Origin of the sequence: Stenotrophomonas sp. MMGLT7, assembly GCF_021168555.1 — a bacterium.
Lineage (GTDB): Bacteria > Pseudomonadota > Gammaproteobacteria > Xanthomonadales > Xanthomonadaceae > MMGLT7.
Map to the genome: position 1 here is coordinate 166,370 of NZ_JAJOZS010000006.1, position 26,891 is coordinate 193,260.

The following is a 26,891-nucleotide window of genomic DNA, read 5'->3' on the forward strand; positions in this document are numbered from 1 at the left end:
GGCCAGCCGCTCGACCGCGATCGCTTCCGGGAGGCGATGTCGCTCCTAGGCGCGGCGGTGAACGTGATCACCACCGACGGCCCGGCCGGCCGCCACGGCATCACCGCCTCGGCGGTGTGCAGCGTCACCGACAGTCCGCCCACGGTGCTGGTGTGCATCAACCGCGGATCCGGCAGGTACCGGCTGTTCCGCGACAACGGCGTGCTGTGCGTCAACGTGCTGGCCGCGCACCACCAGGCCCTGTCCAACCGCTTCGCCAACGCGACCGAGGCCGCCACGCGCTTCGAACATGATCGCTGGACCGTGTTGACCACTGGCGCACCGGTGCTGGCCGATGCCGGCGCCTCCCTGGATTGCCGGGTCGGCCAGGTGACCGACGTGGGCACGCACAGCGTGTTCTTTTGCGAGGTCGTCGGCGTGGCAACCAGCAAGCAGGCTGGCGGGCTGGTGTGGTTCGATCGTGGCTACCATCCGCTGGGTCCGGGGGCGGGCTGAACTGGTGAGGGGCAGCGCATCTTCCGGAGTGCATGCACCGGGATTGTGCGTGCAATGTGCGGGTTGCTGCGCTCCGGTGCGAATCGGCGGTGATTGCGCCGCGGGCAACGATCTCCCCTCGACGTGTTATCGACCTGACAACGGGCCGTAAACAGTATGCGGATGGACGGGAGCTTGACGGCCCCGTCGTCACCGCGGTCTGGTCATCGTCAGCCTCCGCGTTCTTGGGGGAGGGATTGCTGGATCCGGTTCATGGGCCGGTGCCGACCGGTCCATCCTGTTTTTGCCTGCTTCGCCGTCGTTCCCACTCTCAAGGAACCCCATGAATCCGCAAGCCTCCCATCGCCAGCCTTGTTCCCTGCCGAAGGTTTCGTGCCTTCATCGAGCGATTCTGCACGGCATGGCGTCCTTCGCGCTGTCGCTCCCGGCCCTGGCCGTCGCCGCCCCCGACACGCCGGAACCGGCCGGCGACGTCACCGGCAAAGCGCCCACCACGCTGGGCAACGTCACGGTCACGGCGAGCAAGATGTCGGCCGCCAGCACCGTGCAGGACACCCCGCTCGCAGTGCAGGCGATCGGCCAGGAGGACTTCGAGCGCAAGGCCGCATTGGATTTCTCCGACTTCTACCACCAGATCGACGGGCTGTCGGTGCAAGACAATGGCCCGGGCGACAAGCGCTACATCATCCGCGGCATCACCTCCAACGGAGCCGGCACCGTCGGCGTCTACCTGGACGACGTGGTCATCACCGGCTCCAACGAGCAGGACGGCGGAGGCCAGCAGGCCGACGTCAAGCTGTTCGACCTGGACCGCGTCGAGGTGCTGAAGGGGCCGCAGGGCACCACCTTCGGCTCCGGCTCGCTGGCCGGCACCATCCGCTACCTCACCGCCCAGCCGGACCTGAGCCGGTTCTCCGGCAGGATCAACAGCTCGGTACGCGCGACCAAGGGCGCCGAGCTCGGCTACCAGAGCGACTTCGCGATCAACCTCCCGGTCGTCAAGGACACGTTCGCGATCCGCATCGCCGGCTACGGCAGCGAGTTGCCCGGCTGGATCGACAGCAGGTTCGAGCAGGACGTCAATGGCGAAACCAGCAAGGCCGGCCGCATCTCCGCGCTGTGGAAGCCCAGCGACAACCTGAGCATCACTGCGATGGCGATGCAGCAGAGCACCGATCAGGATGGCAAGAGCTACTACAACCTCACCGACTATGCCGGCAACACGATCTCCGGCGGCAGCGACTACCGCCAAGCCGACCTGACCCGCAACCCCTGGAACGAGAACACCCACCTGTACAACTTCAAGGTGGAATACTGGCAACCGTACGGCACCTTCACCGCAACCGCTTCGCGCTACGACCGCCAGACCCTGTACAGCCGCGATGCCTCCTACGTGGCCGGCCTGTACTTCGGCCTGGACCCGTACAGCGACGGCCTGAGCAGCCTGCGCCAGCCCAACAGCCGCTCGGTCAACACCTACGAGGCACGCTTCGCCTCCGCCTTCGACGGCCCGCTGCAGCTGCTGGCCGGCCTGTACCAGCAGAACCAGAACCGCGAGTTCCGCAGCGTGTGGCCCTATGCCGATGCCGAGGGCAACGCGCAGACCGACGGACCTTCCCTGTTGGAGCGGACCCTGCAGACCGGCCTCGAGGAGCAGGCCGCGTTCACCGAACTGTCCTGGGACGTCAGCGAAAGGCTGAACCTCACGGTCGGCGGCCGCTACTACAAGTTCGACCTGGAGTCGCTGCCGCGCAGCATCGTCGGCGCCGGGGGCGGCAGCGGCAGCGGCTACGGCCTCAAAGGCAGCTCGTCGGACAACGGCTTCATCGGCAGGTTCAACGCCAGCTACAAGTTCACCTCCGACGCAATGGGCTACGTGCAGGTCGCGCAGGGCTTCCGTCCCGGCGGCGTCAACGACCAGACCGCCGCGGAACTGGCCAACGTCGCCATCCCCGCCGGCTACTCCGCAGACTCGCTGGTCAACTACGAGCTCGGCTTCAAGAGTTCCTGGCTCGACGAGCGCCTGATCTTCAACACCGCGCTGTACTACATCGACTGGAGCGACATCCAGGTCACCGCGCAGGCGACCTCCGGTACCACCTCGTTTCCCTACACCGCCAACGGCGGCGGCGCGGAGGTGAAGGGCATCGAGTTCCAGTTGCAGGCCGAACCGGTGGACGGTCTGACCCTGGGCGTGTCCGGCAGCTACAGCGACTCCAAGCTCAGCAAGGACAACCCGGCCCCGAGCGACGGCGACAAGGGCGACCGCCTTCCCTACGTGCCCAGGTGGACCGCTTCGGCCAACGTCGACTACGCCTTCTCGCTGGCCGGCTGGAGCGAGGGCCTGGAGGGTGGTGTCGGCGTGGACTACTCCTATACCGGCGCGCGTGCGACCGACTTCAACGCGACCGTCAATACCTACCTGCCACTGGACGCGTACTCGCTGCTGGGCGCGCACGTCAGTGTCGGCAAGGGGCCGTGGACGGTCACGCTGGCGGCTTCCAACCTGACCAACGAGGACACCGCGATCAACTACGACGCGGTGGCCTATGGCGCCACGCCGTGGAATGTCTACGTCAACCGGCCGCGTACCTTCATCCTGAGCTTCTCCTACAAGCTGTGATCCGCCCTGTGGGGGGCCGCCGACCGGCAGCCTCGCAGGCCTTGCCGATCGACCAAGAGAAAACGCGATGACCCGACGCCCTCTGTGCCTGGCCCTGATCCTCTTCTTGCTGCCCCTGGCCGCCGTCGCCCAGCCCCGCCCGTGGTTGGATCCGACCCTGCCGGCCGATGCGCGTGCACGCGCGGTGCTGGCGCAGATGAGCCTGGAGGAGAAGCTCAAGCTCCTCAATGGCGACGTGGAACTGGACGACATCGGTACCGGCGTCAATCCCTGCATCGGCCACATCGCGGCCAACCCGCGCCTGGGCCTGCCCGAGCTGTGCATGGCCGACGGGCCGGCCGGCGTGAGCAACGGCATGACCGGTGTCACGGTGTTCCCGGCACCACTGCTGGGCGCGGCCAGCTGGAACCCGGAGCTGATGCGCCGCTACGGCGAGGCGCTCGGCGCCGAGCATGCCGCCAAGCGCCACAACGTGGTGCTGGCGCCGACCATCAACATCGCCCGCTCGGTCCGCTGGGGCCGGCTGGCCGAGACGCTCGGCGAGGACCCGCTGCTGACCTCGACGCTGGGAACCGCGATCATCCAGGGCGTGCAGTCGCACCCGATCATGGCCGACGCCAAGCACTTCGCTGCCTACAACCAGGAGACCGACCGCTTCGGCGATGCGCCGGGCTACGACGCGGTCAACATCGAGGTCGGCGAGCGGGCGCTACACCAGATCTACTTTCCCGCGTTCAAGGCTGCGGTGCAGGAGGGCAAGGTCGGTTCGGTGATGTGCGCCTACAACCGCATCAACGGCCGCTACGCCTGCGAGCAGCCGGATACCTTCGCCGTGCTGCGCAAGGATTGGGGCTTCGACGGCTTCATCGTGGCCGACTGGTACTTCGGTCATCGCAGCCTGCTGTCGGCGGTCAGGGCCGGAATGGATATCTCGATGCCCGGCGGCAAAAACCCGTTCGGGTTCGAAGACTTCTACGGCGAACCGCTGGCCCGGGCCGTGCGTGAGGGCACGGTGTCCGGCGACGAGATCGACGCGATGGCGCTGAACGTGCTCACGCCGATGTTCCGGCTGGGGCTGGTGGACCATCCGCTGCCGCACACCGTGCAGGCCGACGTGCGCACGCCGGCGCACAGCGCGCTGGCGCGCGAGCTGGCCGAGCAGGGCACGGTGCTGCTCAAGAACGCCGGCGGCGTACTGCCGCTGTCGGCGGAGCTGAAGACACTGGCGGTCATCGGCGACGATGCCGGTGCGAACGTCAGCGCCACCCAGCGCTACGGCGGCTTCGTCAACTATCCCGGCATGCGGATCGTTACTCCGCTGGAGGCGCTGCGGCGGCGCGTGCCCAAGGCCACCTGGCTCATCTACGAGGCCGGTACCGCCGGCATCGCGCCCCTGCCATTGATGGACGCGTCGGAACTGGCGGGAGCAGGCTGGACCGCGCGCTACTACGACAACGGCGGCTTCCACGGCGAGCCGAAGATCACTCGCGTCGAACCGGGCATCGACATCATCGACAAGGTGCCCGATGGCCTGGGGACACCGTGGTCGGCACGCTGGACCTCCACGCTGGTGCCGAAGAGCACCGGCCTGTACCGGTTCTCGGCCACGGGCGGCAGCGATATCCGCCTGTTCGTCGCTGGTCGTGAGATCGCCACGACCTGGAAGCAGAGCTTCAGCGGCACCGCCCACGGCGTGGCGGAGCTGCAGGCCGGCGTGCCGGTGCAGCTGCGGCTGGACTACGCCAGCGCTGCCGGACTGGCGCATCCGGGTGTGCGCCTGGGCTGGCAGCGTGCGCAGGATTCGCGGATCGCGGCCGCCGTCGAGGTCGCACGCCAGGCCGACGTCGCCCTGGTGTTTGTCGGCGACCACGTGTCCGAAGGCGCCGACCGCACCTCGCTGGCGCTGCCCGGCGACCAGAACGCCTTGATCGAGGCGGTGGCGCGCGCCAACCCGCGAACGGTGGTGGTGCTCAACACCGTCGGCCCGGTGGCGATGCCGTGGTTGGAGCAGGTAGCTGGGGTGGTGCAGGGCTGGTACCCGGGCGAACAGGCGGGCAACGCCATCGCCGCGGTGCTCTACGGCGACGTCGATGCCCGCGGCCGCCTGCCGCTGACCTTCCCGCGTGGCGAGGACCATCCGCTGCTGCTGCCTGCCGCGCGCTTTCCCGGGATCGGTAACGAGGCCGCCTACGACGAGGGCCTGCTGGTCGGCTATCGCGGCTACCACGCCACCGGCGACACGCCGCTATTTCCGTTCGGCTTCGGCCTGTCCTACACCCGCTTCGCGCTCGACCGGTTCCAACTGGTGCCGCGCGCCGGCCGGGTCGTGCCCGGGGCTACGGTGCGGGTGACGAACACCGGCGAACGCACCGGCACGCAGACCGTGCAGCTCTACCTGACCTGGCCGGAAGACGCTGGCGAGCCGCCGCGGCAACTGGTCGGCTTCGCCCAGGCCACTCTGGACGCCGGCGCCAGCGCGGTGCTGGACATCCCGGTCGCGGCATCGGCCGGGCAGGTGTGGGACGTGGAAAGCAGGGCCTGGAAGTACCTGCCGGGGCGCTACCGGCTCGAGGTCGGCACCTCGTCCGCCGACATGGTCGCCGGTCTGGAGTTCGTGCGCGACTGAGCGCTGCCGGGCCGGAGTTGCGCGGGAAAGCGTTGTCGTCGACGTATTGGCTCGGTGGGAGAGGCCCATACCACGATAGTGCGTGCAACGAAGCCGGTGGATGGAATCGGACATTCATAGCAGTTGCACCGCAAGCAACGAACTTCCCGCCGGCTGTTATCGACGTGTCGCTATACGGAAACCAGTATCGGTCCGTGGCCGCGACAGATGGTCGCATCCGCCGCGCGGCGTCCTCGGGCGGGACGTGCCCGGAGTTGTCAGGTTATTCAGGCCAGGGGTCGGCCACAGGGTTCTGTCTTGCTAACTGCGCAATTGCGCATCAGCCAACCGCTCCATCCTCCACGGGGTACTCCATGAATCCGAAGTCCATCCGTTGTCCGGGTCGCCATCCTGCCTCGGACCCTATGCCATCCAGGCTCGGTCGCGCCGTTTCGCTCGGGCTGGCGGGGCTGGTGCTGTCATGGTCACAGGCGGCCATGGCCGCGGACGAACCGGCCGAGGAGGAAGCGCAGCCGGCTTCCAAGGCGCCGGTCCAACTGGACAACGTGGAGGTCACCGCGCAGCGCCGCAGCGAATCGATCCAGAAGGTGCCGGTGGCGGTCACCGCGATCACCGGGCAGGACATCGAGAAGAGCAACATCACCGGCATCGAGGGCTATCTTTCGCAGACGCCCAACGTCAGCTTCGCCAGTAACGGCTCGCGCGACCGCAAGGAGATCAGCGTCCGCGGCATCAGCAACCAGCTCGATCCCTACAGCGACGTGCGCCCTTCCGCCTATGGCTTCTACATCGACGACTTCAGCGTGGCCTCGGCCACCTCCAACCCGGAAGTGGTGGACCTGGAGCGCATCGAGGTCCTGCGCGGCCCGCAGGGCACCTACTTCGGCCGCAACGCCATCGGCGGCGCGATCAATATCACCACCCACAAGCCCGAGGACAGCTGGTACGGCCAGGTCGATCTCAGCTACGCCAGCCACAACACCCGCAGCGCCACCGCCATCCTCAACATACCGGTGGCGCCGGGGCTGTTCGACCTGCGCCTGTCGGCCCGGCAGGAGAAGAGCGATGGCTACATCGAGAACGTCAACCCGATCGGCGGCGGCAACGATTCGGACTACAGTACCGCGCGCATCATCGCGCGGTTGACGCCCAGCGACCGGCTGACCTGGGACAACACGCTCAGCTATACCTCCGAGGAGGTCGGCATGCGTTCCGGCGTGCCGACCGGCTATCTGACCAGCACCTGGCGCTCGGTGTACTACGGCGGCGCCACCGGATTCATCGCCGACGACGATGGCGTGGGTTTCTATCCGGACAATACCGACCGGGTGAACTTCAACCGTCCCCAGAGCGTGGGCACGCGCTGGTGGTACGCCACCAGCCACCTGACCTATGACTTCGATGCGGCCACCTTGACCGCGATAGCGGGCTACCTGGACAACGACAGCTGGAACCGGGGAGATGTCGACGGCGGCAGCTACGACTATTTCTACGAGACCGACAACATGACGCGCCGCTCCACCAGCGGCGAGCTGCGCCTGCAATCCAGCGGCGAACGGCTGATCGACTGGAGCGTGGGCGCGATGGGCGGCAAGGACAGCGGCAGCACTTTCCAGGAGACCTACTACGGCACCGACAACACCTTCGGCAAGAACGATGGCGATGTCATCACCGGCGTCTACGGCGATGCTTCCACTCGCTACGCGGCGGTGTTCGGCCAGGGGACCTGGAATTTCAGCGAACGCGCAAAGCTGATCCTGGGGGGGCGCTACTCCTACGAGAAAGTCCAGTACCACCAGATCCGCGCTTCCAACGGAGCCGTGAGCAGCGACAGCGATCGCAGCAAGGCATTCAACGATTTCTCGCCGAGGGTCACGCTTTCCTGGCAGGCGAGCGAGAACACGATGTACTACGCCACGATCTCGCGGGGATTCAAGTCCGGTGGCGTGCAGACCGCCCAAGCCTCGCTCAAGGATTCCTACGATCCGGAGACGCTGTGGAGCTACGAGATCGGCGGCAAGTGGGATCTGTTCGATCACCGCCTGCGCCTGGATGCCTCGGCCTTCTACATGGACTGGAAGAACGTCCAGCAGTCCACCCGCTTCTACATCAGCACCAGCGGCAGCCTGGTCAGCGTGACCGGCATCGACAACGCCGCCAGCGCCCGCAGCTTCGGCTTCGACGGCAGCGCCACCATGCGCATCACCAGCGACCTGACCGCCTCGCTGCAGGTCGGCTACCTCAACGCAAAGTACCTGAACTATCAGAACGCGCTGATCGACGGTGCGGTCATCGGCGCCAGTGGCATGCCGATGATCAATGCGCCGCGCTGGACGGCATCCACCCAGCTGGAGTACCGCCGCCCGGTGTCCGGTAACTACGAAGGATTCGTGCGCGGGGAATGGTCCTTCCGCGACCAGGCGCTGACGTCTTCGTACGGCCTGCGCTATGACCAGTATCCGTTCGTCGCGCCCAGCTACACCAATACCAACCTGCGCTTGGGCATCGAGTCGGGCAAGCTGACCGTAACCGCCTACGTCGAGAACCTGTTCGACAAGCACTACTTCACCAACGTCTACGAGAAGGCTTTCTACTCGGGGGTGCAGGCCGAGCCGGCGTACCGTTCGGTCGGGCTGAAGCTGTCGTATCGTTTCTATTGATCCGGCAAACCCGGAAACATCCACAGGAAACCGCAAGATGAGCCTGCGCGTGGGGATCGACGTCGGTGGCACCTTCACCGATTTCGTGCTGTCCGATTCCAGCAGCGGCAAGCTGGCCTATCACAAGCAACCCAGCACGCCGGACGATCCGTCGCGGGCGATCGCCGCCGGGGTCGGCCCGCTGCTGGCCGCCGCGCAGGTGCGGGCCGACCAGGTCGACAGGGTGGTGCACGGCACCACCATGTCGTTGAACGCGATCCTGCTGCGCCGATTCGCACGGGTGGCGCTGGTTGTCTCGCCGGGCAACCGCGACATCCTGGAGATCGCACGGGTACGCATGAGCGACCCCTACGGGTTCTTCGCGATGCCGGAGGAGCCGCTGGCGCGGCGCGACCGGGTGTTCGAGTTCCCGGCTCGCCTGGGTGCGGACGGGAGCGTCGTGGCGACGCCCTCTGAAGCGGACTACCGGCAGCTGCAGGCGCGGATCGTGGCCGCGCAGGCGGACGCGGTGGCGGTGGTCCTGCTCAACGCCTGCGCCAACCCGGCCTTCGAGCAGGAGGTCGCGGTCGCGCTGCGTGGACGACTGGCGATCCCGGTGGCGGCTTCGACCGAGGTCTGGCCCGAGATCCGCGAGTATGAGCGTGCGGTGGTGGCGGTGATGAACGCAGGCATCGGGCCGCTGATGTACCGCTACTACGGCCAGCTGGCCGAGCGCCTCAATTCGCAGGGGCTGGCTTGCCCGCTGACCATCACCACCAGCAACGGCGGCAGCGTGGACCTGGCCACGGCCCATGCCCGTCCCATCGACAGCATCCTGTCCGGACCCGCCTCCGGCGTCGTCGCCGCGATCTCGGTGGCACGCGAGGCCGGCGTGGAGCGGATCGTCACGTTCGACATGGGTGGGACCTCGGCCGACATCGCTCTGGCCGAAGGCGACGCGCCGGAGATCACCACACAGGTGATGCTGGGCGAGATCCCGGTGATCCTGCCGGTGGTCAACGTCAACGCCATCGGCGCCGGCGGCGGCTCCATCATCCGCGTGGACGATTCCGGCTTCCTCAAGGTGGGTCCGGGCAGCGCCGGTGCGGTGCCTGGACCCGCCTGCTTCGACAGGGGAGGAGATGAGCCGACCATCACCGACTGCTACCTGCTGTGCGGTTTCGTCACCGCGGACGGCTTCGCGGGAGGCAGCATGCGGCTTTCCATCGAGCGGGCAGAGCGCGCGCTGGAAGGTATCGCCCGGGCGCTGGGGTTGCAGGGTACGGATGCCACGGTGCGCGCGGCAGAGGCCGCGCTGCGCGTGGCCAGCTCGATGATGGGCACCGAAGTGCGCAAGACGCTGGCACGGCGGGGCTGCGACCCGGCGGACTTCACTTTGCTCGCGTACGGCGGGGGCGGCGCCACGCATGCCGCGCTGCTCGCCAATGAGGCCGCGCTGGAGCACATCCTGGTGCCGGTCCGTCCGGGCGTGCTGTGCGCACTGGGCGCGTCGCTGGCGGATTTGCGGCGCGATTTCGTGCGCAGCTGCAGGCTGGCGTTCGCCAGTGACGTGCCGGATGAGACCCAGGTCGCGCGTCTGGCCGCGGTGCTGCGGGAACTGCGCATGGAGGGCGATGCCTGGATGGCGGGCGTGACCGGCACCGGCGACCGTGTCCGTCGCTACAGCCTGTCGGCCGACATGCGCTACCGCGACCAGGCCTTCGATCTGTCGGTGACATTGCCTGATGCGTCCCTCGAGGGCGACGTGACCCGCGCCCTGCTGGAACGCTTCCATGCCGACCACCTGCGCCTGTACGGATTCAACGAGCCGGCCGCACCGATCGAGATGAGCCGGGTATCGCTTTCGCTGATTGCCCCGACCGAGCGCACCGATTCGCCGGGACCGGCCGGGCGCGACCGGTCCGGGCCGCTCGCAGTCGCGAGAAGACCGCTGTTCTTCGCTGGGCGATGGCACGATGGCGCGGTGGTCCAGCGCAGCGAACTGGTCGCCGGGGATGCGGTGGAAGGGCCGGCGGTCGTCGAGCAGACCGACACCAGCGTGGTGGTGCCACCTCTCTGGCGCGCGACCTGGCTGGCCAGCGGCAGCCTCTCCATGCGCAGGTGCGCTCCGGAAGGAGCGCCGGCATGAACATGAGCTCCACCAGCATCGACACCATCGCGCTGGAGTTGATGTACCACAAGTTCAAGGCGACCACCGAGGAGATGGGCATCGCCCTGGGCCGGACCGCGTGCAGTTCTTACGTGCGCGAGACCCACGACTTCGCGACTGCCCTGTGCACGCCGGAGGGGCGCTTCTTCGCCTATCCGGCGGAGACCGGCATCGCCCTCGGCATCGACCAGGATTGCAGCGCTTTCATCGCAGCTGTCGGCGAGATCGAGGAAGGCGACGTACTGGTGACCAACCATCCGTACCTGGCGCCGGGCGTGGGCAGCCATCTGCCCGACATCAACCTGCTCAAGCCGTACTTCTACGACGGCAGGCTGGTCTGCTACGGCTGGAGCTTCGCCCACTGCGCCGACATCGGCGGCGGCGTTCCCAGCTCGATCAGTCCTGCGTTCGACACCCTGTTCCAGGAGGGGTTGCAGATCCCGCCGATGAAGCTGGCGCGGCGCGGGGTCGTCGATGAGGGCTTCATGGCGCTGTTGCGTGCCAACAGCCGTATCCCCGACATCGTCGCCGGCGACCTGCGTGCGCAGCTGAGCGCGCTGGCCGTGGGCGAGCGCCGGGTGCGCGAGCTGATCGCCCAGCACGGACTGCACACGGTGCTGGCCGCGCAGCGTGGCCTGGTCGAGTACGGCAAGTCGCGCGCCCGCGCGGTGGTGCGCCGGCACCTGCCGGACGGGGTGTACGAGTTCCACGACTACATGGACGACGACTACAACACGCGCATCCCGGTACGCCTGCGCTGTCGCATGGAAGTCAGCGACGGCAAGATCCACCTGGACCTGGCCGGCACCGATCCGCAGTTGGCGGCACCGTTCAACGTCCCCACCGGCGGCGTGCGCCATCCCTACCTGACCAGCAAGCTGATGCACATGCTGTTCACCTACGATCCGGGGCTGCCGCTCAACTACGGCATCTTCGAGAACGTCACGGTGAACGTGCCGGCTGGTACGGTGATGAATCCGCAGATGCCGGCAGCGGTCGGCATCCGTCATGCCGGCGCGATCCGCTTCAACGACGCGGTGCTGGGATGCCTGGCTCTGGCCGATGCCGGGATGGCGCCGGCCGCCAGCGGCGGCACGGTAATCCCGCTGGTGGTCTCGCAGACCAGTGCCGACGGCGGCAGCCGGCGCGTGGCGGTGGTCCAGGCACTGGCCGGCGGCGCGGGCGCGACCGGGCGCGGCGACGGCGCCAATGGCCGCGACCGCAGCCTGGCCAACATCAACAACACGCCCAGCGAGCGCAGCGAACTGGAATTGAAGGTGCGTGTGGAGCAGTACGCGCTTTGCCGCGACAGCGGCGGCACCGGCTGTTTCCGCGGCGGCGTCGGGGTGGCGTACACGCTGCGGATGCTGGAGGAGGGCATGGAAATCATGGGACGTGGCCTGGAACGCTTCGATTTCCAGCCCTGGGGCGTGGCCGGCGGTGGCGCCGGTAATCCCTCGCAGGTCTGGCTCAATGCCGGTACGCCGGAGGCGCGCGACATCGGCAAGTTCGATCGCCTGCGACTGAAGGCCGGCGATACCCTGACCATCGTCACCCCGGGCGGTGGCGGCTACGGCCATCCCCATGACCGCGATCCGCAGCGCGTGTTCGAAGACGTGCGGCTCGGCCTGGTCTCACTGGAGTCCGCTCGCGAGGAGTACGGCGTGGCGCTGACCGCCGACGGTCTGGAGGTCGATGGCGAAGGCACCGCCGCCCTGCGCGCGAGACGTCCCGAGCGAGGCGAGGAAGTCCGGCTGGGTAGGGTCCGTCATGCCTGGGAGCGGGTGTTCGACGATGCGCTGATGACGCGGATGGCCATCGCCCTGCTGGACGTGCCGGCCAGCGTGCGTCCTGCCGTGCGCCGCGAACTGTTCGAGACCGCCGTTCCCGGGGTGTCCACACATGGTGCACGGCTGCTGTGCGCGCCGGACCTGGACGCTGCCGCGGCGCGTGCGCGGCTGGAACAGGCCCTGGACGCACTCGATCGAAGCGGGAGGCGGGCCGGATGAGCCTTGCATCGCAACCGGCGGCGACGGCCGCTTCTCCGTCGCGGCTCAAGCCGATGCTGGTGGCTGCCGCCGCGGTGGCACTGGAGGGCTACGACCTGGCGATCTATGCCCTGTTCGCCAGCACCATGGCCGAGGCGTTCTTTCCCACGCACGATCCGACCAGTTCGCTGTTGCTGGCGGTCGGGGCACTGGGCGTGGGCTACCTGATGCGCCCGCTTGGCGGACTGGTGCTCGGCCGCTATGCCGACCGCAAGGGCCGCAAGGCCGCGCTTGCATTGACCGTGCTGCTGATGTCGCTGAGTACCGGCGCGATCGGCTTGGTCCCGACCTACGGCACGATCGGCCTGGCCGCGCCGGTACTGGTGGTGCTGGCACGGTTGGTGCAGGGGTTCTCCGCTGGCGGCGCGGCCGCCGGCAGCATCGCCTACCTGTCCGAGTCGGCGCCGCCGCACCGGCGCGGTTTCTTCGCCAGCTGGCAGCAGGCCGCGCAGATGGGCTCGTTCCTGCTGTCGGCCGGCATCGCCGCGATCGTGTCGGCGCGGCTGGGCAGTGGCGGCGAAGGGCATGGCTGGCGTCTGCCGTTCCTGCTGGCGCTGGTGCTGGGGCCCTTGAGCCTGTACATCCGCCGCTACCTGCCGGACCCGGAGGTATTCCTGAAGGAGCGCGCCGCCGCGCCGGAGGAAAGCCTGGGCAAGGCGATCGGTTCCAACGCGCGCGCGATCGCGGTGGGTTTCGGCCTGAGCTGCCTATGGAATATCGCCGCCTTCATCCTGTTGTTTTTCATGCCGACCTTCGCCCAGCGCCAGTTCGGCATCCCGCTGGCCGACGCATTCCAGGCCAGCGTGATCGGCGGTGCGGTGGTGTTCGTGCTGTGCCCGCTGGTGGGCTGGTGGTCCGATCGCGTCGGCAGGCGGCTGCCGATGCTGCTCTCGGCGCTGGGGCTGCTGGCGACGATCTATCCGCTACTGGCCTGGCTCGGCCGCAGTCCGGTCCTGGGTACGCTGGTCGTGGTGCAGGCGGTGCTGGGCGTGATGATCGCCGGCTATACCGCACCGGTCTCGGCACTGCTGGCCGAGCTGTTCCCGACCCGCTCGCGCTCGATCGGCCTGTCGGTGGCCTACAACCTGTCCACGCTGCTCCTGGGTTCGTTCGGGCCGCTGATCGTGACCTGGCTGATCGCCGTCAGTGGCAATCCGCTGGCGCCGGCGTTCTACGTGATGGCCGGTGCGATGGTCAGCAGCGTCGCGCTGGCCTTCAGCCGCGACCGCACCGGCCAGGCGCTGGAGGATCCGGCGTGACGCCGGACCCAGCCATGGCAAATCCGCAGGCCGACGCCTATGCGGCGCGTTGCCTGCAGCTGTCCGGCAGGGTCGAATCGGCGTGCCCGTCGCTGCGTGTCGTGCGAGACCTGTGTTACGGCGATGGCGTTCGGCAGACGCTCGATCTGTTCGTACCCGAGGCGGCCGGCCTGCTGCCAGTGGTCGTGTTCCTGCACGGTGGCGGCTTCACGCAGGGCGACAAGGCGTGGTCGGGCTTCCTCGCGCCGGTGCTGGCGCAGGTGCCGGCGATCCTGGTCTGCGCCAGCTATACCTTGCAGCCTGCAGGAGGCGTTTTCGCCGATGCGCCACTGGCTGATGCGGCCACGCTGCTGGAGTGGGTCCGTGCGCGGATCGCACCGTACGGCGGCGATCCCGACGCGCTCTACCTGGGCGGACATTCGGCCGGCGCGGCGATCGTGGCCGAAGCGGCGGTCAATCCGCAGCGACTGTCCACGGCGGCACGCGCCGCCTTGAATGGCGTATTCGTCTTCAGTGGATCACTGCATCGCTATGCGCTGACCGGTACTGCTGGCGCCGGCTATGTCTTGCCGGAAGGGCCGCTCCCGGTCGATCCCGGTTCGCCGCTGGAGCTGTTGCGCCGGTACGGAACATCGGTCCCACTGCTGTTCGCCTGGGGTGGGCAGGAGCGCCAGCGCGCACGTGTCGAGCGCTCCAGCCTGGCGATGATCGTCGAACTGCAGGAACGCGGTGCCGAGGTGGCCTGGCATTTCATTCCCGAGGCCGATCACTTCGACACGCACCTGTGCCTGGCGGATAGGGAACACCCGGCAACTAAAACATTGGTGGCGTGGCTACAGCGGCCGTGATCATGTGATCTGCGGCCGTGCCACGGAGCGTACGGTCGGGGCGATCGCTATGCCCGGAGTACCCCGTCCCACAGCATTCGTTCGGCCGCATCCGGGTCTGCGACCACCCTGCTGTGCGTATCGAGCAGCAGGGTCTCGCGTGCCGTGCCGTAGGTCGGCCAGAACGGGGCGATGCCTGGGCCGGCATCCGGTACGCCGTTGCGGATGAAACCGTGCCACAACGCGCCGACCAGACCGGAGAGCCGATCCGCCTGCGGTCCCGTGGGGCCCAGCGCATCGGCGGTGCCGTCGCCCAGGTTGCCGAAGGTGAAAGCCAGTTCTGAGCCATGCACCGAGTAGCCGACGTGTGGCGGATTGCGTGTCGGCAGGTCGAAGCGATAGGCATAGCTCGCACCACCGGCCATGGCCTGCGCTTCGCAAAGCCGGATCGAGGGAATCCAGTATTCCTCGGCGGTCAGTGCGGCGTAGCGCAGGTCGATCGCGTTCTTGTCCGGGTACAGCGCCGCATAGCGTGCATAGATCGGTTCGAACTGTGCCGGCGTCAGGTTTGCCAGGTCGTTGCGTACCACTGTCCCATCGCGGGTCTTGTTGGGGCCGAAGAATGCAACCTCGTCGCGCGCGCTGCCGATGATCAACGGGATATCACGTGCCGCGCCCTCGGCCACGGCCTGCAACGGCGTGCGCAGCAGGTGGCGCCCATCAACCACGGCGCGGAACGGATACTTGAACGGATAGTCGGGGATCACGGCATGCTGCGCCTGCAGGATCGCCTCGGCGGGCAGTTCGAGCAGGCGGCCAGCCGAGGCCGCGTTCAACCCGAGCCTGGCCAGCATGCGTCCGGCCAATTCGTGGGCCATGTCGAGATCGGCCACGGTCTGGCCGCCGCCGCTCTGGCTGATGGCGCGCTGGAACAGTCCGCGCGCGGACCGCATTGCCAGCAGCGACACCACGTTCTTGGCCCCCGCGCTCTGTCCGGCGACGCTCACCCGGTCCGGATCGCCGCCGAAGCCGGCGATGTTGCCGCGCACCCAGGCCAGGGCGGCGACCTGGTCCAGCAGCCCGTTGTTGCCGCTGCCGAGGAAGTCCTCGCCGAGCGCGCCGCCCAGTTCCAGAAAGCCCAGCGCGCCCACGCGATAGCCCACCGACACCGCGACGATGCCGGCGCGCGCTAGCGACGCCCCGTCGAACACCGGCATGCGGGTGGTGCCCGCCACGTTGCCGCCGCCGTGGACCCATACATGCACCGGATGCGGGCCGGTCGCCACCGGCGCCCACACGTTGAGGTACAGGCAGTCCTCCGAATAGTCGACCGGGAATGGCACGTAGCGGCTGGGGCCGATCGGCGCCTGGATGGCCGAAGCGGCGTAGCGGGTGGCATCGCGCATGCCGTGCCAGCGCGGCAACGGCTGCGGAGGGCGGAAGCGCAGCGGCCCCACCGGCGGCCGTGCGAAGGGAATGCCGAGGAAGCGGTGCACGCCGTCGGTCCGGGTGCCGGCGAGCGCACCGCAGGGCGGCGTGAGCGTGACGCCTTCGGCCGTCTGCGCCCGCGCCGCAGGCGCCAGGCACCAGGCCAGTCCGGCACTGCCGGCGGCGCGCAGGAAGCCTCGGCGGTCGATCGCGGTCATGCGCGGCAGGCCGGGTCGCCTTCCGGTCCCACCGGCTCCTCGGCGCGGGTGAGGTGGATCGTGGCGATCCTGCCGTCGCGAAGATCGGCATAGCCCATCGCACGCATGCATACCGGGCCGTTAGGCGAGAGGCTGCGTATGAAGTGGTAGGTGAAGATGCGTCGGCCGTCGGCGGAGACGAAGCCGTCGCGGAACGGCAGCACGATGCGGACGCTGTCGGTCCGTGCCTGGATCCGGCGGAAGTGCGCGGTCAGCGCGGGAATGCCCTGTGCGCTGAGCTTGCCGTTGATGACGAGACGCGCATCGTCGGTGAACCAGCGGGCGAAACCGGCCTCGGTGAAGCCGTCCGGGTGCTGGATGGCCTCGTTCCACCATTCGAACATGCCGGTCAGCACGTTGGCCTGCGCTCCGGAGATGGGGATCGCGGACGCCGCTGCTGCCTGCAATGGCATGGACGGAGCCAGGAGACTGGCGATGAGCGCGGTTCTGTACATCGGCAGGAACCTCCGGTGGTGGAACGGACACGAGTGCGTGATGGCGCGGGTGTGCCGGGACATCGGGAAGCTACCCCTGGATCGAAACGAACACGACCAGCACCCCGGCCGGCACCACGTAGCGCACCGCGAATCGCCACAGCTTGAACAGCCTGGCATTGCCCATGCGCAGCTCGCGCGCGACCGTCTCGCCGGACAGCGCCCAGCCGGCGATCAACGCCACCATCAGCCCGCCGAGCGGCATCATGATGTTGGATGCCAGGTAGTCGATCAGGTCGAACGGCGTCCTGCGCGAGTCGATGCCGATCCAGGTCAGCGGATGCACGTCCTTCCAGCGGTTGAAGGAGAACACCGTGACGAATCCGGCCAGCCAGATCGCCAGGCCCGACAGCCAGACCAGTGCACGGCGGCCCAGGCGCGAGCGTTCCTCCAGCCACGCCACGATGGATTCCTGCATGACGATGGTGGCGGTCAGTGCGGCGAAGGAGAGCAGCATGAACAGCAGTGCGCCGAACACCGCACCGCCGGGCATCTGCGCGAAGGCCACCGGCAGGGTGACGAAGATCAGGCCGGGGCCCTGCGCCGGTTCCAGCTGGAAGTGGAACACCAGCGGGAAGATCGACATGCCGGCCAGCAGCGCCACCAGGCCCTGCGCGAAGGCCACGGTCAGCACCGCCTTGGCGATGGAGTATTCCGGCTTCATGTAGGCGCCCATGGTCATCATCACGCCGACACCGATGCCCAGCGAGAAGAACGCCTGGCCGACCGCGGCGATCACCACCTGCCAGCTGATCTGCGAGAAGTCCGGCACGAACAGGAAGCGCGCAGCGGCGCCTGCATCGGCGAAGGCGAGCGCGAACACCAGCAGTCCGATCAGGATCAGGAAGCGCAGCGGCGTCAGCACGCCGGCCACCCGCTCGATGCCCTTGTTGACGCCGAAGCCGAGGACCAGGGCGGTGACGGCCACGAAGAAGCCCGAGCAGGCCAGCATTGCCACGGGGTTGCCCATCATCGTGGCCTGCACCTGCGCGGCGCTCTCGGCGGTCATCCCGGCGAAGCCGCGGGTGACGGACAGCACGAAGTAGTACAGCATCCAGCCGCACACCACGAAGTAGAAGCTCAGGATCAGGAAGATGCAGGTCAGGGCCAGCCAGCCGAACCCTTTCCAGGCCCGGGCGATGCCGTAGCGGTCCACCAGCACCTGCATGTTGCCCATCACGCTGCGGCCGCCGAGGCGGCCGAGCAGCATCTCCGCCATCAGCGCCGGGATCGCCAGCACCAGCAGCGCGATGAAGTACAGCGCGACGAACAGGCCGCCGCCGTTGACCCCCGCCAGGTAGCTGAATTTCCAGACGTTGGCGATGCCGGCCTCGGTGCCGATGGCCGCGATCAGGAACAGCAGGTTGGAGGACCAGGTACGAGGGGCGGTCGCGGTGCTCATCGGCTCACTTGTGCAGGTCGTACTTCATGATGCGGCCGTGGCGGCCCTCGATGTCGCGTTCGAGTACGTAGACGTCGCCGGGCGGACCGCGGCGACGCGAGGTGACCGCCTCGATCGCCGCCAGGTCCTGCGCGTCCAGCGCCAGCGCGCCGATGCGGCGGTGCGCGGGCAGGTGCGCGGCACTGGTGGCGCCGACGATGGCGGCGGCGACAGCGGGGCGCATCAGCACCGCGGCGCTGGCGACGGTGGCGATGTCGCAGTCGTGGCGATGGGCGATCGCCGCCAGCGCGCGCAGCAGCTCCTGGAACAGTGTCCAGCCGCCGAAGTCCTCGATGATCAGCTTGTACTTGGTCAGCGAGCGGTTGCCGAAGGGAGCGGCCGGCTCGGGCTGGCCCAGCCAGCGCTCGGACAGGAAGCCGCCGGCGACCGTGCCGTAGCACAGCAGGGCGATACCGTGGCGTTGGCAGAAATCCGCCATGCCGTGCTCGGGCCGGTCGTCGAGCACCGAGTACTGCACCTGGTGGCTGAGCACGCGCACGCCGGCGTCAGTCAGTTCGCGCAGGTGGGCGAGGTCGAAGTTGGTCGTGCCGATGTGGAGGATTTTGCCGGCCTGCTGCAGGCGCTGCAGTTCCAAGGCCGCCTCGACGTAGCCGGGAATTTCGAAGTTCCACCAGTGGAACTGCACCAGATCCAGCGCTTCCTGCTTGAGGCGGCGCAGCGAGCGGTCGATGCTGGCCTCCACTCGCTTGCGCTCCAGCGAGGCCAGTTCGGCCAGGTCCGGCACGAACTTGGTGTGTACGCGGACCGAGCGGGCCAGGTCCGGATAGGCTGCGCGGAAGTCGCCGATCATCTCCTCCACGCCGGTGTAGATGTCGGCGCAGTCGAAGGTGGTGATGCCAGCCTCGACGAAGCTGGCCATGTCGCGCAGGGCCTGTCCCCGGTCGATCGCGCCGTGGTCGCCGGACAGGTGCCAGCCACCCTTGATCAGGCGCGAGATCCGGTAGCCCGGTGCCAGTGTGGTCTGCGGGATCGAAGCCGGCGCGGACTCTGGCAGCGCCACCGCAGTGGTCTCGGAGCGGTTGAAGCGGCGCTTGCCGGTGCGGGTGATCCTCAGGCGCACGGGGCAGTTCGGGTCCGGGTTGGCGATTTCCTCGTCGGAGCTCATCCAGTCCAGCACGTCGGTCTCGCGCTGCTTGGCCGCCAGCAGCGGCAGCACTGCGGCGAGCGAGTAGATGGAGAATCCCTGGCCCGGCGGCAGGTACAGCATCTCGCCGCGCAGTTCGAAGTAGTCGCCCGGGCGGGCGCCGCTGTAGACCTTCGCGCCCGGTGGCGCCACGGCCTCGACCCTGAGGTCGTAGAGTTCAAAGCTGTCGTTCTGTTCTGCAGCCACGGGTATCGGTTGCTCCTTGGGGACGGATCGCCGCCGCCGGCGCGCCGATGTCGGTTCCGGGAGGATGCGATGCCGCAGAAGCATCGTGGAATTGGGTTGGCATTGGGGGATGACTTAGTTGCCGCCGCCGCAACGGTCGGGGGTGCCGTCAGGTGTGGCGCGCCTTGTCCAACGGCGGCAGGCCGCGCAGGTAGGCGTCCAGAGTGGTCATCAACAGCGACGGGCCCGGCGGCAGCCGGCGGCCGATCCGGCGGATCACCGATACCGAGGTGCTTTCGCGGAACGCCGGGTTGTCCAGTGGGATCGCGACGAACTGGCCCTTCGACAGTTCCTTGGACGCGGCCAATACCGAGAACAGGGTGATGAACTGCCCGGAATGCAGCAGGTCGCGGATCATGTTGATCGAGTTGGAGGTGACACTGGGCTCCAGCGTGATCTGCTCGGCCGCCTCGCCCTGGCGCAGCAGCTGGCGGGTGCGGTTGGACGGCTCGGGCAGACACAGGTTGTAGGCGCCGAGGTCGGCCAGCTTGAGGCTCTCGCGGCCGGCGAGGGGATGGTTGTGCTTCATCACCACCCGCAGCGGTTGCGGGACCGACACCTGTACGCGGATGCGCGGGTCCTCGACCGGGCCGTAGACCAGGCCGAGATGGGCCTCGTCCTCGGCCACCATGCGCGTGACCTCGTTGGACGAGACGACCATCTGCACGCTCAGGGTGATGCCGCCATGCTTGCGGCTGAAGGCAGCAATCACCTCGGTCAGTCCCTTGCCGATGAAGCCCTCGCCGAGCGCGAGCTTGATGCGCCCGGAGCGCAGCGACTTCAGGTCGGCGAGCTGGGCCTCGAAGGCTTCGCTATGGCTCATCTGCTCCTGGTAGTAGCGCATGCCCAGTTCGCCGGCTTCGGTCAGGATGATGTTGCGGCGGCCGTGCTCGATCATCGTCACTCCGGCCTCGGCCTCCAGCTGCGCGATCTGCCGGCTGATCGAGGAAACCGCCACGCCCAGCTTGTCCGCAGCGGCGCGCATCGAGCCAAGCCGGTACGACTCGTACAGGTAGCGAAAGTTCAGGCCGTTCATGGCAATGTCGATGACGTGGGGGGAGTCCGTCTTTAGCATGTGCCGATCGGCGAGGGCAAATGGTCGCACCCGGCGGCGGGGCTGGGCCGCCGCGCGGGGCGCATGCATGGCTTGCACGATGGCCGGCCTATGATGCGCGGCCGTTCCAACCCGTGTCCGTGCATGAGTCAAGCTCTCGTATGGTTCCGGCGCGACCTGCGCCTGGACGACAATCCGGCCCTGCACGCGGCGCTCGCCGCCGGCCACAGGCCGATCCCCGTGTACATCCATGCGCCGGAGGAAGAGGGCGAGTGGGCGCCGGGGGCGGCTTCGCGGGCCTGGCTGCGGCGTTCGCTGCTGGCCCTCGATGCATCGCTGCGCCAGCGCGGGTCGCGGCTGCTGGTGCTGGCCGGCCCGAGCGCGCAGCGGCTGCACGAACTGGCCGCCGGCAGCGGCGCGGCGGCGGTGTACTGGAACCGCGACTACACCCCGGCCGCACAGGCGCGCGATACCGGGATCAAGCGTTCGCTGCGCGAAGCCGGCGTCGAGGCGCACAGTTTCAACGGCTCGCTGCTGCTGGAGCCGTGGGCGCTGGCGACCGGGCAGGGCACGCCGTACAAGGTGTTCACCCCGTTCTGGCGCAACGCGCTGACGCGCCTGTCGTTGCCGCCGCCGCTGCCTGCGCCGGCGTCGTTGCCATCCCCGCCGGATGCGCTGCAGGGCGTGGAAATCGCTGCACTCGGGCTGCAGCCGAGCCCGGCATGGGACTCGGGCTTCTGGGAACGCTGGCAACCGGGCGAGGCCGGCGCACAGGAGGCGCTGCAGGTCTTCGCCGAAGGCGCGCTGCAGGACTACCGGCAGCAGCGCGACCGTCCCGACCGCGTCGGCACCTCGCAGCTGTCGCCGCACCTGCACTTCGGCGAGATCGCGCCATGGCGGATCGTGGCCGGGCTGCAGCGCCACCGCCGCGCCGCCAATGCCGCCGACATCGACGGCTATGTGCGCGAGCTGGGCTGGCGCGAGTTCGCGCATCATCTGCTGTACCACTTCCCGCACACAGCCGATCGCAACCTCAACGCGCGCTTCGACCGCTTCGCCTGGGCGGCGCCGGAGCCGGCGCTGCTCGATCGCTGGCGCCATGGCCGCACCGGCGTGCCGATCGTCGATGCCGGCATGCGCGAGCTGTGGCACACCGGCTTCATGCACAACCGCGTGCGCATGATCGTGGCCAGCTTCCTGTGCAAGCACCTGCGCATGCACTGGCGCGAAGGCGCGCGCTGGTTCTGGGACACGCTGGTGGATGCGGACCTGGCCAACAACACGCTGGGCTGGCAGTGGGTGGCCGGCACCGGTGCCGATGCGGCGCCGTACTTCCGCGTGTTCAACCCGGTGACGCAGGCGCGCAAGTTCGACCCGCAGGCCGGCTACATCGGCCGCTGGGTGCCGGAACTGGCCGTGCTGCCGCTGCCGGCCCGGTTCGCGCCATGGCAGTTCCCCCAGCATCTGGCCGCGTTGGCCGAGACCGGATACCCGCTGCAGCCCTGTGTCGACCTGGCGACGGGCAGGGAACAGGCGCTGGCGGCATACGGCCGCCTGGGCAAGGCTGTGCCGGTTTCCTGAATAGGGACCTTCCGGGTCGGCTGGTGTTCAGCGCTTCATCATCCTGGTATCGCGCCGCGGCGTTTATTCTCTGCCCCCGTTCAGGCGCATCCGGCGTCCAAGGAGAGCAGACCATGTCACCGACCGCAATCAAGGCAACCACCCTCGCACTGGCCAGCGCGCTGGTGCTCTCGGCCTGCGCCACCGGCGGCTCGTACGTGCAGCAGGACCAGTACGGCAACCAGAGCGAGCAACAGAACCGCACCGGCCGTGGTGCGCTGATCGGCACCGCCATCGGCGTGGCGGCGGGCCTGCTCAGCGGCGACAGCGCCACCGAGCGCCGCCAGCACGCGATGGTCGGCGCCGGTATCGGCGCGCTGTCGGGTGCGGCCATCGGCAACTACCAGGATCGCCAGGAGCGCGCACTGCGCGAGCGCACCGCCAATACCGGCATCGACGTGCAGCGCCAGGGCGACAACATCACCCTGAACCTGCCCGACGGCATCACCTTCGACTTCAACAAGGCCACGCTCAAGCCGCAGTTCTATACCTCGCTCAACGGCGTGGCCAGCACCCTGCGCGAGTACAACCAGACCATGATCGAGGTGGTGGGGCACACCGACAGCATCGGCAGCGACGAGGTCAACCTGCGCCTGTCCAAGCAGCGCGCCGATGCCGTGGCGGCCTACCTGGAAGCGCAGGGCGTGCAGCAGGTGCGCATCCAGACCCTGGGCGCGGGCAAGGCCTATCCGATCGCGGACAACGGCACCGAGGCCGGTCGCGCGCAGAACCGCCGCGTGGAGATCCGCGTGGTGCCGCTGACCAACGATGGCAGCGCCACCGGCATGAACTGAGCCTGCGGCACGCTGCCCGCAGGACCGAACGAAGGCCGCCTCCGGGCGGCCTTTGTCGTGTCCGGTTCCCCATCGGTCATATCCCGAACTAAGTTCAATGCGAAGGCGCAGCTCGACAACTCGTAGGAGCGACTTCAGTCGCGATGGGGATTTACCGGTAAATCCCCATCGCGACTGAAGTCGCTCCTACAAAAACCCGGTTGTGCGTTGCAATGGACGCGACGCGCGCGCCGGCTACTGCGCCGTGGCGCTTTCGAGGATGCGCTTGCCCTCCGCGATCAGGCTGGCCTCGGCCCGCGCCGCCGGGCACTGCGCCAGCATGTAGTTGGCGTCGAAATTCAGCTTCTCCACCAGGAAGTCGACGAACGCGCGCACCTTGGGCGAGACCAGCCGGCCGCCGGCGAACACCGCGTTGAAGTCGTAGTCCGGCCCGGTCCAGCCGGCCAGCACGCGCCGCACCAGGCCGGTCTGCACGAACGGCTTGGCCATCACGTCGCCGGTGAGCATCAGTCCTTCGCCGCACAGCATCGCCCCGTTCAGGGCGGTCGGGTCGTTGGCCACCATCAACGGGTTGACCGGGAAATCGCGCAGCTCGCTGCCATCGGTCAGCGACCAGTGGAAGCGCTGGTTGCCGGCCCCGCCGGTGCGGGTCTTGCGCATGGCCAGGGTGCGGTGGAACTGCAGTTCGTCCGGATGCAGCGGCTCGCCGTAGCGCTCGATGTAGGCCGGGCTGGCGAACACCTGGCTGCGCAGGCTGCCGAGCTTGCGCGCCACCAGGTTGGAATCGGGCAGCGAGCCGACACGCAGCGCCAGGTCCGCCTCGCCCGCGATCAGGTCCAGCTTCTCGTTGCCCAGGTGCATGTCCAGCTGGATCTCCGGGTACTGCGCATGGAAGTCGCCGAGCAGCGGCGCGATCCAGGTGATGCCGATGGAATAGGGCACGGTGAAGCGCAGCCAGCCGCGCGGTCCCGACTGCAGCTGGCCTACCGCGCTTTCTGCCTCGTCCAGCTCGCGGGCGATGCGCTGGCAGTGCTCGTGGTAGATCGTGCCGGCCTCGGTCAGGCCGATGCGGCGGGTGGTCCGGTGCAGCAGGCGTGCGCCCAGGCGCTGTTCCAGCTCCTGCACCTTGCGGCTGACGGTGGTCTTGGGCAGGCCGAGGGCATGGGCGGCGGCGATGAAGCTGCCCTGTTCGACCACCTTGACGAAGATCAGGCTGTCGTTGAGATCGTGGGCCATGGGGAGGGGCTCCTGGGGATTGGACCGGGGACGGGACGATTATTCCCCTAAATCAGGACTAATCAAGTGCGGGTTTGCGGCCTAACGTGGCGTCATTCCGATCCTGCAGGTGCCCGGCCATGCTCAGGCGTGTTTTGCACGAGGAGCTCGAATCCCAAGTCTTTCCTGGCGACTTCAAGGTGGATGGCATCTCTTTGCCGTCCACTGCCTTGCATTGCCGGGCTTTGCGTGGGCTCGTATCGTCGGCTCGGCACCTGGCTGCACGGCCGGCGGGCATGCAATCCGGGCTCATTGCGTGGCGACCGATTTTCGGGATTATCCCGTCACCGGGAGTAAAAGTCCCATGAGCGGGATGCTGCAGCCGGAGGTCCTGGTGCTGGGCAGCGGCCACGTGGTGACCTGCGGCGTGGTCAGCGCGCTGCTGGAGGCCGGCAGCCCGGTGCTGGTGGTCGACCGCGACCCGCAGGCGCTGGCCAGGATGCAGGCCGAGTACGCGGCCGAACCGGCCTTCGCCACGCTGTGCGGATCGGTCGCCGACGAACAGGCCGCACTGGCCCTGGCCGCCCGGGTGGCGCAGCGGCCGCGGCCGCTGGCGGCGGTGGTCGCCCACCTGCAGGGCCCGTCCGAGCGTGGCCGCCTGCTGGACCGCGGCGGCGCGGCGCTGCAGCGGATGCTGGAGCACGACCTGCTGCCGCACCTGCATGCGGTCCGCCACCTGCTGCCGCTGCTGGTGGAAGCCGACCTCGGCGGGCGCTACGTGATGATCGGCAGCCCGTGCGCGCTGCGTGCCTGGTCCGGGCACGGCGCCCGCTCGGTCGCCGCCGCGGCCACCCGGATGCTGGCGCAGGTACTGCACGAGGAAGCGCAGTCGCTGGGCGTGCGCGTGCAGTCGCTTTCGGTCGAGCAGCCGGTCAGCGATCCGGACCACATCGCCGATGCCTGCCCGGAGTGGATCAGCGCGCTGGCGGTGGGACGCGCCGCGGTACGGCTGATCGCCGGCCGCGGGGTGCCCGGCAAGGCGCTGGTGGCCGCCGACCGGCAGCTCGCCTCGCACCCCGTCGCCGGTCTGATGAACCCGATTCCCTTCCCCCTTCACCCCTTCGAGGTTTCCCGATGAATCCCATTCTTTCCAACATCCGCCTGCGCTGGCCGCGCGTGCTGGCGCCCACCGTGCTGGCAGTGGCGCTGGCCGGCTGCGGTTCGCAGGCGGCCGAGCAGGCCCCGCCCGCGCCGCAGGTCGGCGTCGCCCCGGCGCTGCAGCGCGAAGTCAGCCAGTGGGATGAGTTCAGCGGTCGCATCGAGGCGGTGCAGAACGTCGAGCTGCGCCCGCGCGTATCCGGCTACATCGACCAGGTGAACTATGTCGAGGGCCAGGAGGTGAAGAAGGGCGACGTGCTGTTCACCATCGATGCGCGCAGCTACCGCGCCGAGCTGGCGCGCGCCAATGCCGAGCTGGCCCGCGCCCGCACCCAGGCCGAACTCGGCCGCAGCGAGGCGGCGCGGGCGAAGAAGCTGGCCGAGCAGCAGGCCATCTCCACCGAGAGCTGGGAGCAGCGCCGCGCCGCCGCCGACCAGGCGGTCGCCGACATGCAGGCGGCGCAGGCCGCGGTGGACAGCGCCCGGCTCAACCTGGAGTTCACCCAGGTGCGCGCGCCGATCGACGGCCGCGCCGGCCGCGCCATGGTCACCGCCGGCAACCTGGTCAGCGCCGGCGACAGCGCCAGCGTGCTGACCACGCTGGTGTCGCAGGACACGGTGTTCGTGTACTTCGACGCCGACGAGGGCACCTTCCTGCGCTATGCGCAGATGGCGCGCGACGGCTCGCGGCCGAGCGAGCGCGGCGGCGCGCTGCCGGTGCGCATCGGCCTGGTCGGCGAGCAGGGCTACCCGCACCAGGGCAAGGTCGATTTCCTCGACAACCAGGTCGCCCGCAGCACCGGCACCATCCGCGTGCGCGCGCTGCTGGACAACCGCGAGCGGCTGTTCACGCCCGGCCTGTTCGCACGCGTGCAACTGCTCGGCAGCGGCCGCTTCGACGCGGTGCTGGTGGACGACAAGGCGGTGCTGACCGACCAGGACCGCAAGTACGTCTATGTCGTGGACAAGGACGGCAAGGCGCAGCGCCGCGACGTGCGCCTCGGCCGCAGCGCCGAGGGCCTGCGCATCGTCGAGCAGGGCCTGGCGGCGGGCGACCGGGTGGTGGTGGACGGCGTGCAGAAGATCTTCATGCCGGGCATGGCGGTCGATGCCAGGCCGCTGGCGCAGGCATCGCCGCCGCCCGGCCGCGAGAGCGCGGCGTTGAACTGACCGCCCCGTCATTCCCTTCCCCCGCTTGCGGGGGAAGGTGGCGCGCAGCGCCGGATGGGGGCGCTCCGGGAGGCCAGGCTTGGCTGCCGTCTGACACTTCCCCCATCCGCCTTCGGCACCTTCCCCCGTGAACGGGGGAAGGGAGAGGCTTTGTTTTTTTTTTGATTACCTTCCAGGAAATCC

The 26,891-nt window shown here is 68.6% G+C and carries 18 protein-coding genes; 12 read left to right on the top strand and 6 right to left on the bottom strand.

The window, feature by feature from the left end; translation table 11 throughout:
• Positions 1 to 36: 36 nt before the first annotated feature.
• The 8 genes from LRX76_RS10160 to LRX76_RS10195 all read left to right on the top strand — a co-directional run bounded on the left by LRX76_RS10160 (position 37) and on the right by LRX76_RS10195 (position 14,708).
• Positions 37 to 495 carry a flavin reductase gene (locus tag LRX76_RS10160; protein WP_231804717.1) on the top strand — a complete coding sequence of 153 codons (459 nt, stop codon included), beginning with the start codon at positions 37 to 39 and terminating at the stop codon, positions 493 to 495.
• A 400-nt stretch (positions 496 to 895) separates the two neighbouring features.
• Entirely contained in the window at positions 896 to 3,118 is a 2,223-nt protein-coding gene (locus tag LRX76_RS10165; protein ID WP_231804718.1) for a TonB-dependent receptor, read from the top strand.
• Positions 3,119 to 3,185: 67 nt separating this feature from the next.
• On the top strand, positions 3,186 to 5,744 hold the full coding sequence (locus tag LRX76_RS10170; protein WP_231804719.1) for a glycoside hydrolase family 3 C-terminal domain-containing protein: 2,559 nt from the start codon (positions 3,186 to 3,188) through the stop codon (positions 5,742 to 5,744).
• Positions 5,745 to 6,220: 476 nt separating this feature from the next.
• Positions 6,221 to 8,404 carry a TonB-dependent receptor gene (locus LRX76_RS10175; RefSeq protein ID WP_231804720.1) on the top strand — a complete coding sequence of 728 codons (2,184 nt, stop codon included), beginning with the start codon at positions 6,221 to 6,223 and terminating at the stop codon, positions 8,402 to 8,404.
• A gap of 37 nt (positions 8,405 to 8,441) precedes the next feature.
• Positions 8,442 to 10,532 (top strand): hydantoinase/oxoprolinase family protein, encoded by a 2,091-nt coding sequence (locus LRX76_RS10180; protein WP_231804721.1) that lies wholly within the window; start codon positions 8,442 to 8,444, stop codon positions 10,530 to 10,532.
• Complete coding sequence (locus LRX76_RS10185; protein WP_231804722.1) at positions 10,529 to 12,562, top strand: hydantoinase B/oxoprolinase family protein; 2,034 nt, start codon at positions 10,529 to 10,531, stop codon at positions 12,560 to 12,562. Before LRX76_RS10180 ends, LRX76_RS10185 begins: the two co-directional genes overlap by 4 nt.
• Positions 12,559 to 13,860, top strand: a complete 1,302-nt coding sequence (locus LRX76_RS10190; protein ID WP_231804723.1) for an MFS transporter — start codon at positions 12,559 to 12,561, stop codon at positions 13,858 to 13,860. Before LRX76_RS10185 ends, LRX76_RS10190 begins: the two co-directional genes overlap by 4 nt.
• A 14-nt stretch (positions 13,861 to 13,874) precedes the next feature.
• Positions 13,875 to 14,708 carry a carboxylesterase family protein gene (locus tag LRX76_RS10195; RefSeq protein ID WP_231804724.1) on the top strand — a complete coding sequence of 278 codons (834 nt, stop codon included), beginning with the start codon at positions 13,875 to 13,877 and terminating at the stop codon, positions 14,706 to 14,708.
• Between the two features lie 47 nt (positions 14,709 to 14,755).
• On the opposite strand, the gene LRX76_RS10200 is transcribed toward LRX76_RS10195, so the two are convergent.
• The 5 genes from LRX76_RS10200 to LRX76_RS10220 all read right to left on the bottom strand — a co-directional run bounded on the left by LRX76_RS10200 (position 14,756) and on the right by LRX76_RS10220 (position 20,733).
• A complete protein-coding gene (locus tag LRX76_RS10200) occupies positions 14,756 to 16,333 on the bottom strand; it encodes a carboxylesterase family protein (RefSeq protein WP_231804725.1) in 1,578 nt (525 codons plus the stop codon).
• Positions 16,330 to 16,785 carry a nuclear transport factor 2 family protein gene (locus LRX76_RS10205; protein ID WP_231804726.1) on the bottom strand — a complete coding sequence of 152 codons (456 nt, stop codon included), beginning with the start codon at positions 16,783 to 16,785 and terminating at the stop codon, positions 16,330 to 16,332. The genes LRX76_RS10200 and LRX76_RS10205 overlap by 4 nt, the downstream gene beginning before the upstream one ends.
• A gap of 112 nt (positions 16,786 to 16,897) precedes the next feature.
• Positions 16,898 to 18,268: a sodium-dependent transporter gene (locus LRX76_RS10210; RefSeq protein ID WP_231804727.1), complete on the bottom strand. Its 1,371-nt coding sequence runs from the start codon at positions 18,266 to 18,268 to the stop codon at positions 16,898 to 16,900.
• Positions 18,269 to 18,272: 4 nt separating this feature from the next.
• A complete protein-coding gene (locus LRX76_RS10215; protein WP_231804728.1) occupies positions 18,273 to 19,658 on the bottom strand; it encodes an aldo/keto reductase in 1,386 nt (461 codons plus the stop codon).
• Between the two features lie 148 nt (positions 19,659 to 19,806).
• Entirely contained in the window at positions 19,807 to 20,733 is a 927-nt protein-coding gene (locus LRX76_RS10220) for a LysR family transcriptional regulator (protein WP_231804730.1), read from the bottom strand.
• Between the two features lie 162 nt (positions 20,734 to 20,895).
• Between LRX76_RS10220 and LRX76_RS10225 the strand changes: the two genes are divergently transcribed.
• Positions 20,896 to 22,332, top strand: coding sequence for a deoxyribodipyrimidine photo-lyase (locus LRX76_RS10225; protein WP_231804732.1), 1,437 nt, complete (start codon positions 20,896 to 20,898; stop codon positions 22,330 to 22,332).
• Between the two features lie 113 nt (positions 22,333 to 22,445).
• Positions 22,446 to 23,165 (top strand): OmpA family protein, encoded by a 720-nt coding sequence (locus LRX76_RS10230; protein ID WP_231804734.1) that lies wholly within the window; start codon positions 22,446 to 22,448, stop codon positions 23,163 to 23,165.
• 234 nt (positions 23,166 to 23,399) lie between these two features.
• On the opposite strand, the gene LRX76_RS10235 is transcribed toward LRX76_RS10230, so the two are convergent.
• Positions 23,400 to 24,401 carry a LysR family transcriptional regulator gene (locus tag LRX76_RS10235; RefSeq protein ID WP_231804736.1) on the bottom strand — a complete coding sequence of 334 codons (1,002 nt, stop codon included), beginning with the start codon at positions 24,399 to 24,401 and terminating at the stop codon, positions 23,400 to 23,402.
• Between the two features lie 343 nt (positions 24,402 to 24,744).
• On the opposite strand from LRX76_RS10235, the gene LRX76_RS10240 reads away from it, so the two are divergent.
• Both LRX76_RS10240 and LRX76_RS10245 read left to right on the top strand, forming a co-directional pair.
• A complete protein-coding gene (locus tag LRX76_RS10240; protein WP_231804738.1) occupies positions 24,745 to 25,518 on the top strand; it encodes an SDR family oxidoreductase in 774 nt (257 codons plus the stop codon).
• Entirely contained in the window at positions 25,515 to 26,708 is a 1,194-nt protein-coding gene (locus tag LRX76_RS10245) for an efflux RND transporter periplasmic adaptor subunit (RefSeq protein WP_231804740.1), read from the top strand. Before LRX76_RS10240 ends, LRX76_RS10245 begins: the two co-directional genes overlap by 4 nt.
• Positions 26,709 to 26,891: the final 183 nt, after the last annotated feature.

Bases quoted from the DNA above. Each gene is read 5' to 3' on its own strand.
- LRX76_RS10160 (WP_231804717.1), top strand. From the start codon at position 37: ATGTCGCTCCTAGGCGCGGCGGTGAACGTGATCACCACCGACGGCCCG.
- LRX76_RS10165 (WP_231804718.1), top strand. From the start codon at position 896: ATGGCGTCCTTCGCGCTGTCGCTCCCGGCCCTGGCCGTCGCCGCCCCC.
- LRX76_RS10170 (WP_231804719.1), top strand. From the start codon at position 3,186: ATGACCCGACGCCCTCTGTGCCTGGCCCTGATCCTCTTCTTGCTGCCC.
- LRX76_RS10175 (WP_231804720.1), top strand. From the start codon at position 6,221: ATGGCCGCGGACGAACCGGCCGAGGAGGAAGCGCAGCCGGCTTCCAAG.
- LRX76_RS10180 (WP_231804721.1), top strand. From the start codon at position 8,442: ATGAGCCTGCGCGTGGGGATCGACGTCGGTGGCACCTTCACCGATTTC.
- LRX76_RS10185 (WP_231804722.1), top strand. From the start codon at position 10,529: ATGAACATGAGCTCCACCAGCATCGACACCATCGCGCTGGAGTTGATG.
- LRX76_RS10190 (WP_231804723.1), top strand. From the start codon at position 12,559: ATGAGCCTTGCATCGCAACCGGCGGCGACGGCCGCTTCTCCGTCGCGG.
- LRX76_RS10195 (WP_231804724.1), top strand. From the start codon at position 13,875: ATGGCAAATCCGCAGGCCGACGCCTATGCGGCGCGTTGCCTGCAGCTG.
- LRX76_RS10200 (WP_231804725.1), bottom strand. From the start codon at position 16,333: ATGACCGCGATCGACCGCCGAGGCTTCCTGCGCGCCGCCGGCAGTGCC.
- LRX76_RS10205 (WP_231804726.1), bottom strand. From the start codon at position 16,785: ATGCCATTGCAGGCAGCAGCGGCGTCCGCGATCCCCATCTCCGGAGCG.
- LRX76_RS10210 (WP_231804727.1), bottom strand. From the start codon at position 18,268: ATGAGCACCGCGACCGCCCCTCGTACCTGGTCCTCCAACCTGCTGTTC.
- LRX76_RS10220 (WP_231804730.1), bottom strand. From the start codon at position 20,733: ATGAACGGCCTGAACTTTCGCTACCTGTACGAGTCGTACCGGCTTGGC.
- LRX76_RS10225 (WP_231804732.1), top strand. From the start codon at position 20,896: ATGAGTCAAGCTCTCGTATGGTTCCGGCGCGACCTGCGCCTGGACGAC.
- LRX76_RS10230 (WP_231804734.1), top strand. From the start codon at position 22,446: ATGTCACCGACCGCAATCAAGGCAACCACCCTCGCACTGGCCAGCGCG.
- LRX76_RS10235 (WP_231804736.1), bottom strand. From the start codon at position 24,401: ATGGCCCACGATCTCAACGACAGCCTGATCTTCGTCAAGGTGGTCGAA.
- LRX76_RS10240 (WP_231804738.1), top strand. From the start codon at position 24,745: ATGAGCGGGATGCTGCAGCCGGAGGTCCTGGTGCTGGGCAGCGGCCAC.
- LRX76_RS10245 (WP_231804740.1), top strand. From the start codon at position 25,515: ATGAATCCCATTCTTTCCAACATCCGCCTGCGCTGGCCGCGCGTGCTG.